Origin of the sequence: Thermosynechococcus sp. PKX82, from assembly GCF_031583255.1 — a bacterium.
Lineage (GTDB): Bacteria > Cyanobacteriota > Cyanobacteriia > Thermosynechococcales > Thermosynechococcaceae > Thermosynechococcus.
The window spans coordinates 753884-767857 of record NZ_CP134169.1 but is presented as its reverse complement, the minus strand read 5'-3'; the positions used below and the strand labels follow the sequence as shown (position 1 = coordinate 767857).

Below are 13974 nucleotides of genomic sequence, written 5' to 3'. Positions count from 1 at the left end.
CTCCTTGGGACTACTGCACAGTGACACGGCGACCCCCGCCACTGACAAAGATAATGGCGCGACCCTCCGCCATCGGTTCCCAACCGACATCAAAGCCACTGCGCCAAGCCACTGCACGGGCTGCCCGGAAACAATCAAAGCTATCGGGACGCACAAAAAAGACAAGGGAATAGCGGCTGGGGGAGAGGCGATCAATGGTACGCCGAAAGTTGGACGCGGGTTTTTCCAGCGTGCTAAAGGATTCGCCACCGCTGCGATCGCGGGGTTCAAAAAGGGTTTGCAAAATTGGTTGCCCTTGGCTGTGCACCAGACTCAGGCGCACATCGTAGTAGCGGGTACGGTGGTGAAAGGACTCTAGTTGTTGCTGAATTTGGCGGGGATCTGCAAAGGGATTTTCTGTAATGCGCCGCAGGTGGCGATCAATGGCCTCACTGACTTGATCCTCCTCAAGGGGCAGGGCACGATTTTCACGACACTCAAAGAAATAGACCTGCTTGCGGGTTTCGCGGGCAATGGGCGTGCGCACAAGAGCAGGAGACACCGCTGCTGTCAAGCTGGCAAAGAGGCAGACAAAGATCATCACCCCCACGGTATTGGTGAGGACATCGAGGAACGAGTCGAGATTTTGACTGGGGGCTTGGACTTGGGGACGGCAGCGCGATCGCTTCATGAAGCGGCAGTACAGAGACTTCTTCTAGGGTATCGGAATTCTTGACCTCTGGTCTTAGCGCATCTGATAGAGTGGCAATACAGTGGCAATTAGCATAGATCACTCATCAACTCCTCGCAACTTATGGCAATGCTAAAAACGCGCCCCCCTCGTCCCCTCACCTACCAAGCCTACGATCGTGTGGTTGGCAAACAGGGGCGGGTCTTGGTATTGCTCTCGATCATGACCGTATTTTTGCTGGGGGGCATTGGGAGTCGCTTGGCCTACCTGCAAATTGTCGAGGGCGATCGCAACCGCCAGATGGCCGATGAAAACCGTATTCGCCTGATTCCCAAACCGCCGGAGCGGGGGAAGATTTTGGATCGCAAAGGGCGGATCCTCGCGGGAAATAAGTTCTCCTACTCGGTATTTCTCTGGCCCCTTGCGGCGAAAAAGCCCGAATGGCCGCAGACGGTGAACATTCTCTCGCGGGTGCTCAATATCCCTGCCAGTGAGATCGAAGCGCGAGTCAAGCAAGCAGGGGTGAATTCTCCTTCGTTGATTCGCATTGCCCAAGGGATTAGCCAAGCCCAAATCATTGCCCTTGAAGAACACCGCAATTTCTTGACAGGGGTGGAAATTGACCGCGAAGCCCTGCGCTTTTACCCCCATGGCGAAACGGCGGCTCACATCATTGGCTACATCGGCGAACTGAATGAGGAGGAACTAGCGGCTCGTCGAGATCAGGGCTACCGCCTTGGCGATGTCATGGGCAAAATGGGTGTCGAAGCCACCTACGAAAACGTACTGCGGGGGACATGGGGTGGTCAGCAGGTGGAGGTGGATGGTCAAGGCAAAGTGATCCGCATTTTGGGTCAAAAGGTAGCCCGACCGGGAAATGACATCACGCTGTCAGTGGATTTGGACTTGCAAAAAGCGGCGGAAGCAGCCCTAGGGAGTCGGCCGGGGGCGATCGTGGCCATGGATCCCCGTGATGGAGCGATTCTGGCTCTGGCCAGTTACCCTGCCTTTGATCCCAATTGGTTTGCCCGCCGCATGACCCAAGCCCAGTGGGAGGAGCTGCAACGGCGGCAGTTTCCCTTTGTCAACCGTGCCCTTCAGGGGTTTCCTCCCGCGAGTACCTTCAAAATCGTGACAACGGTGGCCGGCTTGGAGTCAGGGAAGTTTAGCCCCGATACCGTACTGATGACCTATCCTGCCCTCTACACAGAGGGCTTTGCCTTCCACGATTGGAACCGGGCGGGCTTTGGCCCTCTCGGCTTTGCCGGTGCCATGGCATGGAGTAGTAACACCTTTTTTGGTCAAGTGGCGCGCCGCATTGGACCTGAAACCCTGATTCATTGGGCGCATCGCTTTGGAATGGGGTCTAAAACCGGCATTGACTTACCCGGTGAAGCTCCCGGATTTGTGCCAACCCCCCAGTGGAAGCAAGAAACCTTTGGCGAGGGGTGGTACGACGGCGATTCCTTGATTACCGCCATTGGTCAAGGGGCTTTGCAGGTGAGTCCGCTTCAAGCCGCGGTCATGTTTGCAGTGCCTGCCAATGGGGGCTATAAAGTGCGGCCGCACCTAATTGCTTCCGACAATCCCCATCGCTGGCGGCAATCCTTGAACCTAAAGCCCTCTACCATTCAAGTGCTGCGTCAAGGCCTACGGCAGGTGGTGACCAGTGGTACAGGGGCTGCCCTAAATGTTCCTGAGGTGGCGATCGCCGGCAAAAGTGGTACCGGGGAAGACCCACCTCGCCCTAACCACACTTGGTTTGGTGCCTATGCCCCTGCAGACAAACCGGAAATTGTGGTCGTTGCCTTTGCCGAAAACTCTGGTGGTGGGGGTGGGTCTGTGGCAGGTCCGATGGTGCTCAAAGTGATTCAGACCTATATGAAAATTCGCGATCGCTAGCCCCTTGCGGCCAAGCAGATTGTCATTCCCCAAGGTTGCGCCTAGAATTTGAAGGAATGCGTGTGATGGGATGAATCATGATGGAGCAGCGGGTTATTGCCCTTGGGCTGACAATAGGTCTCTTGACAACCGCCTTGGGGACTCGCCAGAGTGTTGCTGAAACGATTCCTGCTGAACCAGAAGCGGCTGCACCGATCCTTGTCAATCCTGTTCAACCGGTGGACAGTGAGCCTCTTGTTTTTTCCACAGAACCCGTGGATCCGCCCCCTGGCAGTGAACCCCTCGAAAACCTTAAGCCCGCCCGCTCCATCCCCGTGGTGATCCAAGAGCGCTCCACAGGCTGTCAAGCGATCGTTAGCGAGGGCGTTCCCCCCAACATTTGCCAAGCCCAAGGTGCTCCACAACCCCTAGTGACCCCCACGGCTACATCACCTTCTGCTCCAGCTTCTCATCGCCCCTTGGTGGCTGCAAACCCAAGAAATTTTGTGCCATCTGCCCAAACGGCTGCGCCGACCTATGTACGCCAGCCCTTTCCGGGACCGAATCCCTTGCGTTGGCTAAAGGTCAACAATGGCCAAATGCTCTTTCCCTTGCCGTTTCCGGTGCCCATTACCTCAACTTTTGGCTGGCGCATCCATCCCATTTTTGGCGATCGCCGCTTCCATTCGGGAACGGATTTGGGCGCCCCTGAAGGCACACCCGTGTTGGCGGTTTTTGATGGTCGCGTGGTTGAGTCCAACTGGCTAGGGGGCTATGGCCTCACCGTCATTTTGCAACACCCGCCAGAGCAGCACCAAACCCTCTATGCCCACCTCTCACAGCGCTTTGTCAATCCCGGTCAATGGGTGAAGCAGGGGGATGTCATTGGCCTCGTGGGTAGTACGGGCAACTCCACTGGTCCGCACCTGCATTTTGAGATCCATGAGATGACGGCTCAGGGGTTGATTCCTGTTGCCCCCGAAGCGCGGTTAGAATTGGCCTTAGCACAGTTAAAGCAGGCGATCGCCCAAGCGCGTCAGCAATCGAATCGCAGTTAGTAGGATACCGATGGTTATTGCGACTTCCCCTCACACCGATAATCCCCTCTTGCGGGGCGATGGTTTTCCCCCCTTTGATCAGATTGAGGTGAGCCATGTTGAGCCAGCCGTGCGCCAACTCTTGCAGGAACTCACCCAAGAATTAGAGACCCTCGAGCAATCCTTCACGCCCACGTGGGAAGGGCTAGTGGAACCCCTCGAACGTTTGAGCGATCGCCTCGGTTGGACATGGGGCATTGTCAGTCATCTCACCGGCGTCAAAAATAGTCCCGAATTGCGTCAAGCCTACGAAGCCGTTCAACCCCAAGTAGTGGAGTTTTACACCCGTTTGGGTCAATCGCGCCCCCTCTATGAAGGCTTTAAGGCACTGGCTGCCAGTCCAGACTTTCAGAGCTATCCCCCTGCGCGCAAACGCATTGTTGAGGCCGCCATTCGTAACGCCGAACACAGTGGCGTCAGTTTGACAGGAGCCGCCAAAGAGCGCTTCAACACCATTCAACTGGAATTGGCGGAGCTATCTACCCAGTTTTCCAACAATCTTTTGGATGCCACCAAGGCCTTTCGCCTCAAGCTCACCCAACCCGATGAAGTGGCTGGACTTCCCCCCAGCTTGCTGGCGCTGGCTGCCCAAACCGCTCGCCAAGATGGCATTGAGACCGCCACCCCCGAAACAGGGCCATGGCACATTACCCTCGACTTCCCCAGCTTTGGTCCCTTTATGCAGCACAGCCAACGGCGGGATTTGCGGGAGCAGGTCTATCGCGCCTACATTTCCCGTGCCAGCAGTGGGGAGTGGGATAACCGTCCCATTCTTGAGCGCATCCTTGCCCTGCGGATCGAAGAGGCACAGCTTTTGGGATTCAACACCTATGCTGAACTCAGCCTTGCCAGCAAAATGGCCGATAGTGTGGCCAGTGTGGAAAAGCTCCTCGAGGAACTGCGGCAAGTCAGCTATCGTGCGGCGGCGCAAGAACTGGAAGAACTGAAAGCCTTTGCTGCTGCCCAAGGGGCACCTGAAGCCACCGATCTGCAGCACTGGGATATTCCCTATTGGGCTGAACGGCAGCGGGAAGCCCGCTTTGACTTCAACGATGAGGAACTGCGTCCCTATTTTCCTTTGCCCCAAGTGCTGGAGGGCTTATTTGGGCTAGTGAAGCGACTGTTTGGGGTGACGGTGGTGCCTGCGGATGGTCAAGTACCCGTTTGGCATCCTGATGTGCGCTTTTTTGCCATCCTCGATGAAAATCATCTGACGATCGCCCACTTTTATCTTGACCCCTACAGCCGTCCTGCCGAAAAACGCGGTGGGGCATGGATGGACGATTGCCTTGGCCGTGCCAAATATCGCATTCAGGGGGAATGGCGCACCCGCTTACCCGTGGCCTACTTGGTGTGCAATCAAACCCCCCCAGTGGATGGTAAGCCCAGCCTGATGACCTTTAGCGAAGTGGAAACCCTCTTCCATGAGTTTGGGCATGGTTTGCACCACATGCTGACGCGGGTGGATGAAACGGGGGCAGCGGGCATCAACAATGTGGAGTGGGATGCCGTCGAACTTCCCAGTCAATTTATGGAAAATTGGTGCTACCATCGGCCGACACTCTTTGGCATGGCACGCCACTATGAAACGGGGGAACCGCTGCCAGAACACTACTATGAAAAACTGGTTGCCGCCCGCACCTATCGCGCAGGCAGTGCTCTATTGCGGCAGTTGCACTTTAGTTTGTTAGATTTAGAACTGCACCATCGCTATCAATCGGGGCAAGGAGAAACCCCCCAACAAGTGCGCGATCGCCTAGCGCAGACCACAACAATCTTGCCCCCCCTGCCAGAAGATGCCTTTCTCTGTAGCTTTAGCCACATTTTTGCCGGTGGCTACGCAGCGGGTTACTACAGCTATTTGTGGGCAGAAGTTCTCAGTGCCGATGCCTTTGCTGCCTTTGAGGAAGCAGGCCTAGACAACGAGCAAGCCATTGCTGAAATGGGACGACGCTATCGCGAAACCGTGCTTGCCCTTGGCGGCAGCCAACCCCCGATGGAGATCTTCAAAGCCTTCCGCGGCCGTGAACCGATCACTGAGCCTCTCCTACGGCACCGAGGATTGTTGTCGAACACTTAGTTTGCCACTTACGGAGCCTTTGGCAGGCGATCGCCCCGCGTTTGATCCAGCCACTCAAAAATCCGATCCAACTGCTCCAAGGTAATCAATCCATACTGCCAAAGAATAATCGGCAACGATCCCCGTTGCTGTTGCCATTGCCGCACCGCCATTGCAATGCTCTCTGGTGGCAGTGCCAGTTCCTGTTCGAGATAGTGCAGTAGCTGAGAAGAGTAGGGCATCGTAGGTGAGGAGTGGCTGATGAAACAGGGATATAAGGTTTAGGTATTTAGACTTGCAGTATAGCAATGGGATTCTCAGGATAGGGTGAGTTTAACAAAAGCTGCATATTGTCTGAGAAGACGGCAGCGCTGATTGCAATGTTTCGCAGCATACCCTTAAGATAATTAAAAAAGATGCCCTATTTGTAAATTTTTATTACGATGCTTCAGCAATTGCGGCGCTTGTTTTACCAAGTTGGTTTAGGGATGGTGCTGGTTAGCCTCTGCTGGTTGGGGGCGATCGCCCCTGCCCACAGCTTCAACAATCCAGAGTTGTTGCCCGCGGAGCCAACCAATGTCGTTGACTTAGCGCAGATTCTGACACCCGTTCAAAAGGAACGGCTTGACAGCGAACTGGCAGAGTTTGAAGCACAGACGGGCTGGAAGTTGCGCGTCCTCACCCAGTACGATCGCACCCCCGGCCTCGCAGTGCGGGATTTTTGGGACTTAGACGATCGCAGTATTCTGCTGGTGGCCGATACGCGCGGTGGCAATCTTTTGAACTTCAATGTTGGCGACACCGCCTACCGAGTGCTCCAGCGCACCTTTTGGGTTGAATTGCAAACCCGCTTTGGCAATCAGTACTTTGTCCGAGACAACGGCGAAGACCAAGCGATCCTGCAATCTCTCCAAGCCATTGAAACCTGCCTTGCCCAAGGGGGCTGCCGCGCTGTCCCAGGATTACCTCAAGAGCAATGGCTGCTCACCCTTGCCACCTCCATCTTTGGCGGCATCATTTTGGGCTTTGTGGCGCGTCCCCGCCGTGCGGATCAAAAAGTGGCTTGGACGTGGATTCTTCTTTTTTCACCGCTGTGGGGCATGCTTTTCTTTGCCTTTGGTTTAGGGCCAGTGGTGGTGCGCACCCAAGAATGGCTACCGGTCTTGCGCAATGTGGCTGGTTTTGCCTTGGGTGCCATTGTTGCCTTTTTAATTCCTGCCCCCAGTGAGCCGCCGCCCGTTCTAGAAGAGTAGGCGCCGTCAGGCTCTCAATTGGAAAATCGCGTAGGATTGAGGTTAACGACATTAGCTCTCTTTGCTTTCTTTGGGTTACCCGTCCTGTGCGATGAACAGTAGCCACCCTTCTTCTCGCCACATTGTCGGCATTGTCAAAGGCCCCGGTGATAGCGGTAGCGAGTATGTTTTTATTACTGCCGATGCACAGCCAGTGCGCATTGGTGAATTTGTCTATTATGAGTTGAGCCATTCCCCAAGTGTGGCCTCAAACTCCCATGCTGCTGCGGTTCACCAAGTCTTGGGCAAGATTACTGGCTGCCGTCTGATTGAGCATCTACCGGATCGGATGTTTGCTGATCACGAACTGAATCCCGGTGCGGTGGCTGCCCTGATTGGTTTTACCTGTGAACCGGCGGAACTCTACGAAATAACCGTAGAAGTGATGGGGGAATTTCATGAGGTCTTTGGCTTTAATAATTTGCGGCGGCTTCCCCTGCCGGGTGCCAAGGTCTATTTAGCGGAAGATGAACTGCTGCGGCGGGTTCTCAACAAGAAAAAGCCAGAGGAGGTGGGGGCTGCCCATATCGGTTCACTGTTGTTGCGGCAGGAGGGTGCTGTGCCCATTGCCCTCGATGTCAAGGAACTGGTGAGTACGCATGTGGCCATCCTTGCCGGCACAGGTTCCGGGAAATCCTATACCGCAGGGGTTTTGGTGGAGGAATTGCTTTTACCGAAAAATCGCGCCGCAGTGCTGATCCTCGACCCCCATGGTGAATACCACACGCTGGCGCAGCTGAGGGGACACCCCGCTTTTCAAGGGGCGGATGGCTATCAACCTCAGGTGAAAATTATTACGCCCCAAGAGGTCAAAATTCGTGTTTCTTCCCTAGAGTTTCACGATATTCTGACGCTGCTCCCCCCGATGAGCGATCGCCAGCAGGCCATTCTCAAAAAAGCCCACGATGCAGTACGCCGCCTCTATCCCAATGGCCATTGGAGTACGCGGGACTTAATTACCGAAGTCTATGCTGTGGATCGCGTTAAGGATGAAGAGGGCAATGTCAAGCAGGGCTCCTCTGCCGATGCCTTGGCTTGGAAGCTAGAAAAAATGCAGCGCTCTGACTATTTCCATGCCAATGAGCATTTGCCCCCTTGCGAGTTGTTTGCCCCCGGCCAAGTCACCATCCTGCAAATGAATGAGATTCCCCTTGAGGAGCAGCAGGTGATTGCCACGGCAATTTTGCGCCAAACCAACCATGCCCGCATGAATACCCAAAAAGACCGCGTCTTTGAGGGGGATGAGCAGTACCTCCCCTACCCGGTGTTTATCTTAATTGAGGAGGCGCACCGCTTTGCCCCTGCCCATGAACCTTCCCAATGTAAGCAGGTACTGCGCACGATTCTCAGTGAGGGTCGTAAATTTGGCCTTGGGGTAGGACTGATTACTCAGCGTCCTGGCAAACTGGATAGCGATGTGCTCTCCCAGTGTATGAGCCAGTTTATGCTGCGGATTGTCAACCCTGTCGATCAAGAGAGCCTCAAGCATGGGGTGGAGGCCGCTGGCCGAGATTTGCTCAAAGAACTGCCTGCCCTCAGCAAGGGGCAAGTGATTATTGCGGGTGCCTGTGTGAATACGCCTGTCCTCTGTCGGGTGCGGCAACGCTTAACAACTCATGGGGGTGACACGCTGGATGCTCCTGACCTGTGGCAAAAGTATTTTGCCCAACACAAACAGTTGGATCGCATGGTGGCGATGGCAGGCCCGGCACCCCGTCCTAAACCGCGAACCATTGGCCGGCGATCGCTCGAATAATTAGCCGTTGTCAAATCCAAAAAAATGCGCTAGCTTAGGAGTAGCTCTATTCAAGGGGCTGAAACGGCTTCGACGTCCTAGTGAAAGTTGGGCTGTGATGCAGGTCGAGAGTGGGCTATCTCTCGTTAATCCAGAGTCCAAACCAAAAGTAACTGCGAACAACATCGTTCCTTTCGCTCGTAAAGCTGCTGCGGTAGCCTAAGACCTCTAAACAGGTTCGAGCACTCGTTGTCCGACTCCGTTAAGGGCAGCGGGTTAACCCCAACGGATGCGCTAGGCAGTTCTCTCTGGTGGGCTGTTTAGCAAAGACTCTACCAGAGCATCCTACTGTTCGGGATAAGGAACAGTTCCCGCCTGAGGGTCAGAAAGGCTAAACCTGTGAAGGAGCAGTCGATGAATAGCTAGGGCGGACACGGGTTCGACTCCCGTCAGCTCCATCATCTTCCATGCAAAAAGTTCAAAATGCCTTGGGCGATCGCCCGTGCCATCTGCGTCCGCCACGCAGGATTCTTGAAGTTTGCGGCATCCTCTGCGCCCGTGACAAACCCTGTCTCGACAAGGGCAGAATCCATTGACGTATTGCGAATCACATAGAATCGTGCCGCCCTCACCCCGCGATCGCGAATGTTCAAGGAATTGAGAATACTATTGTGAATGGCAGATGCCAAACGACTGGAGCGTCCGGGGGCAAAGTAGGTTTCTAAACCATTGACATCGGGGCGAGCCAGACTAATAGCATTGGCGTGAATACTCACAAAGGCATTTGCCCGTGCCCGTTCCGCAATGGCGACCCGAGGAGCCAAGTCTAAGTCAATGTCTGTAGTGCGGGTCAGAATCACCTGTACCCCCTGCTGCTGCAAAAATTGGGAAACTTGCAGGCTGATATCGAGAACAATATCCTTTTCACGAATGCCGCCAATACCAATGGCACCGGGATCGCGTCCGCCATGTCCGGGATCAATGACCACCACAAACCGGCCGCGGGGGACGGGCTGATTGGGGGGCTGAGGGGTTGCTGTGGGGGGAACATCAATTGGGGTGGGCGTACTGCTCGGAGGGTCATTTGCTCCCTGAATTTGCACCACAAACGCTTCAGCTGACAGGGGACGAGGGCCAAGGATGCGAAAGTTGGGCGCTGGGGTGAGCAGAATCGAGACGGTTTGGTTATCCTCTTGACGAAATTCAATGTTGCTTAAGGGACTACCGGTAACTAGGCGGGGTTCGCGCAGATTACTGTCCAACTGTGCTTGCCGTAGGCGAATGCGATAGCGATTGCCTTCCCAGCCCACGTTATAGAAAACGGTGCGATCGCCTTGAATCAGCAACTCTCGTCCCCCCAAGTCAACGCGCTGAATCGTTGTGACAGGAGTTTGAGCACTGGCCGCAGGAATCACACTAGGGCGTTGGGACGGTGGCGGAGGTGGGGGTGTAATGGCCGTGGTTGAAGGCACAATCACAAAGCCATCATGACGGGGCATCACTTGCCAATCGGCATCTTGAGGGTCAATGTCGAGGGTAATTTGGACTTGGCGATTGCTCTGAGTCCGTACCTCTGCCCGGACGCGATCCCGACCAAAGCGGCGCAGTTCCAAGCGCCGAGGACTAAAGTTGCGAATCAATTCACTATTGCTGAGGAGAATTTCAATGCGATCCCGACGGGGGCGGCGCAGGGTGTAACTGCCTTCGGGTAAGGGGCGATCGGCTAGCACTAGAAAACCTGTGGCATCTGCTCGCCAACTTCGCACTTGCAGCGGCCCTGTGGGCGTTACGGGAGGAGCAGAAGGAGGAGACGGTGGGGGTGGCGGCGGTAGCGAAACTGTTTGCTGCTGGGGGGTAGGCAGTTGCACCAACCAGTTATTAGCCGTGACTCCCCGAAAGCGCACCTGCTGCGGGTCAATTGTAAAACCGTCCGCATATTCCACCACAATCCGCGTCGTTTGGGGGTCAAACTGAGCAACCCGCACTTGGCGAATGGCACCACTGTAGTTTTGACTGATCTGGGGGCTACCGAGAACGACACCCGGCAAGTCAATGACAAGGCGGGTCGGGTTATAGACTAACTCAGCACGGGGCTGAACAGCACGCTCCGTGCGAATTTCCAGTTGATTGGTGGCAGGGTTAAGTCGCCACAATTGTAGACGGCTGGCTGAAGCAGGCTGAGCCATGACCAGTGCAGCGGCAGGTGCCCATAGCAAACTCACTACAGCTCGAAATTGCCAAGAACGCCACGGTTGATCCATTCACGCTTCCTCCACCAGCGATGCACAATACCCTGCCAAGTTGGCTAGCCAAGCCGCTCGCTCAAACGTGCTCAGCATACTTGATCGGGGACAGGTATGTGAACTGGCACACCCTGCGATTTAGTTTTGCGCGATCGCCCTTCATCAGATTCAAATTTCAGCCGAGTTGCTTCAAGCTCACTTAGACGCCCACCGCACTCAATAAGTTCGCCGATTGCATGATCTAGCCCGTTTTGCCGTAGCTTTGCCCTAGGAAATATCTGCGGAATCCTCAATGCCCAGTGGCCGTACCCACGATCGCCTGACTTGGATCGGCATGCCCCTTGTGGGCTTCACCGCCAGTGCCCTCACCCGTGACTGGATCTGGGGGGCAATTGCCAGCAGTAGCTTTGGTATTGGCGGCTTTCTCCTCAGTCCAGACCTCGATACCCCCTCTTTACCCTACTACCGTTGGGGCTGGCTGCGGGCAATATGGCTACCCTACCAAAAAGCCTTTCACCATCGCTCCTTTTGGACCCATGGCCCAGTGGTGGGCACGCTGATTCGGTTGCTCTATCTCAGCTTTTGGTTGGGGTTAGGATTGGGTCTGGTGGCCGGGGTCGCCGCATTCACAGGCCACCTTTCCCTTGTGCAGGAATGGCTACATCGTTGGCAGGGAATTGACTGGCGCTGGGGAGTTGCGATCGCCCTTGGGCTAGAGCTATCGGCACTGCTTCATGTCACAAGCGATCTGGTGGTTTCTCGGTGGCGACGCTGGCACCGCTAATGGTGGTGCGTAGGGCAAGGCGGCGCACTAATGGAGCGATCGAGCCAACCCACTGCCTGTTGCAGATGCGCCAGTGCCTCAGCATCATTTTCCTTGAGGAGATAGACAAGGGCGGCAGCCACTTGTTCGAGGGCGCGGGCACGGCGATTGCCCTTGAGGCGATGCCAATCTTGGGGAGCAATCCTAACTGCATCAAGGAGGGCAGTGGCTAGTTCTTCTGCACGGAGAGTCGTTTGCACCATGACTTAAACTTGATCTAAAGGGAGAACTATCCTCTAGTTTAAGCAGTGGGCAACTGCCCCTAAGGCCACAGGCACTGGAACTTTACCCTTGAATCATAGCGTCTAAGGTAGAGGCAGGTGCATCCCGCCAAGGAGAGATCGTGATGGTAGCAAAAGTCACCCGCTCCCGCCCCGCCTTGATTTTGCTGGCGGTTATTGGCCTTGCCTCGGCTGGTACAGCGGCATGGCTAACCTTGAGTCCCCCCCGGCAGGGAGATCCGGTTCCTAATCCGGCGGAAGTTGCCCAGCAGCAGGAAACTCAAATTTTTTGGGTCAAGAATGAAGGGGATAGCCTCGTTTTGGTGCCCTCTACGGTACGGATCAATACCCCGGCAACGCGGCCAGAACTCTTTATTCAATCTCGTCTGGAGCGACTTTTGGCGGGTCCTGCCAATCAAGATGTCACCACCAGCATTCCGGAAAATACCCGTGTCAATCGTGTAGAAGTCAAAGCCGATGGCATCCATGTGGATCTCTCTCCAGACTTTACCAAAGGGGGGGGAAGTGCTTCGATGCAAGCACGTCTAGGACAGGTACTGTACACAGCAACAGTGAATGATCCCAATGCGCCAGTTTGGATTTCCATTGGGGGTGAACCCCTGCGCGTCCTAGGGGGTGAGGGGCTAGAGGTGACGCAACCGATGACCCGGCAAGACTTTCAAACGGCCTTTGCCCTCCGCACCCAGTAGTGCCAAGCAAGTCCAAGAAGAATGAGACCACACCCCGACAGCCACACTTGGACTTCGACCCAAAAAGCCAGCCCTAGACAACCGATTAAACCTGCAATCGCAAGCCAGCGGGGAAATTGTGGCTCCTTCAGTTGCAGTGTGGCAAGGTTGGTAATGGCGTAGTAAATCAGCACGCTAAAGGCACTAAAAGACCACGTAGTTTTTACATTGCCAATCAGGATCAAGAGGGCAATCCCCCCACTCACCGCTAGAACGGCAGCAACAGGTTGTTTTCCTTGGGCTGGAATCTGAGCCAAAATTGCCGGTAAATCTCGCCGTCGCGCCATTGCCAACACCACACGGGAGAGGCCGAGCAACAGATTGAGCAGAATCCCGACCATGGCCGCGATCGCCCCCAGCGTAATCAGAGGCGGCAGCCAAGAGACACCCAATTCACTGGCGACAATCTCTAAAGAGGCAGCCGTAGTCAACTTCCCAGAGCCATGACTCCCCAGAACAATCAAGACAACACTGAAGTAGAGCAGGACAACAATACCACTGGCTAGGGCAATGGCTCGTGGAATGGTTCGCCGAGGAGTCTTGACCTCCTCCGCCAGCACAGCAATACGGGCATAGCCAGCATAGGCGACAAAAAGCAGTGCCGTTGCTTGGAGAAGATTCTTGAGCGAGAGTGGTTGCGATGCTGCCGACCAAAGTAGCCCTCCCTGTTGTTGGACGTGGCCAATGCCAACAAAGAGCAACAAACTGGTGAACGTGACTAGGAGAATCCCCAGATTCACTTGCGCCGATCGCCGGATGCCCAAAAGCACCACACAGATCAAGACCGCCAGTAGCCCCAGAGCAGCCATGATTTGCCAGCGCCCGCTATTGTCCTCTAGGCCGAGCCATTGGAAGAGATAAGCCATACAGCCAAGGGCAGCAGTGGCTGCAGAAGCCGATTTGGCCAGTAAAAACATCCACCCCGCTGTAAAGCCGAAAGGGGGAGAAAGATAGCGATACCCATACTCGTAGGTGCCCCCACTCACAGGATGGGAGGCCGCCAATTGGGCACTACTGAGGCCATTACACAGCGCGATCGCCGCGGCAAGGATCAAGGCTATCAACACCCAAGAACCAGCAAGGTCGGTGGCGATGCCTAAACTGACAAACAGCCCCGTACCAATCATGGAACCTAGACCCGTTAAAATGGCGCCCCACAGTCCTAGTTCGCGTTTGAGCATGGAGTTTCGTTCGAGAACTGCAG

General features: G+C 55.2%; 12 protein-coding genes and 1 other RNA gene. 8 read left to right on the top strand and 5 right to left on the bottom strand.

Annotation, left to right across the window (positions count from 1 at the left end; all coding sequences use genetic code 11):
- Positions 1–10: 10 nt before the first annotated feature.
- Positions 11–670, bottom strand: a complete 660-nt coding sequence (locus tag RHH53_RS03615) for a hypothetical protein (RefSeq protein ID WP_310438078.1) — start codon at positions 668–670, stop codon at positions 11–13.
- A 123-nt stretch (positions 671–793) separates the two neighbouring features.
- Here RHH53_RS03615 and mrdA point away from each other — a divergent pair, with 123 nt between their 5' ends.
- The 3 genes from mrdA (at position 794) to RHH53_RS03600 (ending at position 5728) form a co-directional block, all read left to right on the top strand.
- Complete coding sequence (gene mrdA, locus RHH53_RS03610; RefSeq protein WP_315863518.1) at positions 794–2572, top strand: penicillin-binding protein 2; 1779 nt, start codon at positions 794–796, stop codon at positions 2570–2572.
- 77 nt (positions 2573–2649) lie between these two features.
- A complete protein-coding gene (locus tag RHH53_RS03605; RefSeq protein ID WP_310744108.1) occupies positions 2650–3609 on the top strand; it encodes a M23 family metallopeptidase in 960 nt (319 codons plus the stop codon).
- A 10-nt stretch (positions 3610–3619) separates the two neighbouring features.
- On the top strand, positions 3620–5728 hold the full coding sequence (locus RHH53_RS03600; protein WP_310744107.1) for a M3 family metallopeptidase: 2109 nt from the start codon (positions 3620–3622) through the stop codon (positions 5726–5728).
- A gap of 8 nt (positions 5729–5736) precedes the next feature.
- Here RHH53_RS03600 and RHH53_RS03595 read toward each other — a convergent pair whose 3' ends face one another.
- A complete protein-coding gene (locus tag RHH53_RS03595) occupies positions 5737–5949 on the bottom strand; it encodes a DUF2949 domain-containing protein (protein ID WP_206201090.1) in 213 nt (70 codons plus the stop codon).
- A gap of 201 nt (positions 5950–6150) precedes the next feature.
- On the opposite strand from RHH53_RS03595, the gene RHH53_RS03590 reads away from it, so the two are divergent.
- From RHH53_RS03590 to ssrA, 3 genes are all read left to right on the top strand, one after another.
- Positions 6151–6960: a TPM domain-containing protein gene (locus RHH53_RS03590; RefSeq protein WP_302678858.1), complete on the top strand. Its 810-nt coding sequence runs from the start codon at positions 6151–6153 to the stop codon at positions 6958–6960.
- Between the two features lie 91 nt (positions 6961–7051).
- Complete coding sequence (locus tag RHH53_RS03585; protein ID WP_310744106.1) at positions 7052–8755, top strand: helicase HerA domain-containing protein; 1704 nt, start codon at positions 7052–7054, stop codon at positions 8753–8755.
- Between the two features lie 54 nt (positions 8756–8809).
- Positions 8810–9195: a transfer-messenger RNA gene (gene ssrA, locus RHH53_RS03580) on the top strand.
- Here the strand turns inward: ssrA and RHH53_RS03575 are convergent.
- The gene (locus RHH53_RS03575) at positions 9193–10995 is read right to left on the bottom strand and encodes an N-acetylmuramoyl-L-alanine amidase (RefSeq protein ID WP_310438072.1); all 1803 of its coding nucleotides are present in this window, start codon (positions 10993–10995) and stop codon (positions 9193–9195) included. The two genes, ssrA and RHH53_RS03575, sit on opposite strands and share 3 nt — an antisense overlap.
- A 274-nt stretch (positions 10996–11269) precedes the next feature.
- On the opposite strand from RHH53_RS03575, the gene RHH53_RS03570 reads away from it, so the two are divergent.
- Positions 11270–11761: a metal-binding protein gene (locus tag RHH53_RS03570; protein WP_206201086.1), complete on the top strand. Its 492-nt coding sequence runs from the start codon at positions 11270–11272 to the stop codon at positions 11759–11761.
- Here the strand turns inward: RHH53_RS03570 and RHH53_RS03565 are convergent.
- Entirely contained in the window at positions 11758–12003 is a 246-nt protein-coding gene (locus RHH53_RS03565) for a DUF6439 family protein (RefSeq protein WP_310438071.1), read from the bottom strand. The genes RHH53_RS03570 and RHH53_RS03565 overlap by 4 nt on opposite strands.
- A 143-nt stretch (positions 12004–12146) precedes the next feature.
- On the opposite strand from RHH53_RS03565, the gene RHH53_RS03560 reads away from it, so the two are divergent.
- Complete coding sequence (locus tag RHH53_RS03560) at positions 12147–12731, top strand: GerMN domain-containing protein (protein WP_310744105.1); 585 nt, start codon at positions 12147–12149, stop codon at positions 12729–12731.
- Here RHH53_RS03560 and RHH53_RS03555 read toward each other — a convergent pair.
- Entirely contained in the window at positions 12701–13951 is a 1251-nt protein-coding gene (locus RHH53_RS03555; protein ID WP_310744104.1) for an APC family permease, read from the bottom strand. The genes RHH53_RS03560 and RHH53_RS03555 overlap by 31 nt on opposite strands.
- Between the last annotated feature and the right edge of the window lie 23 nt (positions 13952–13974).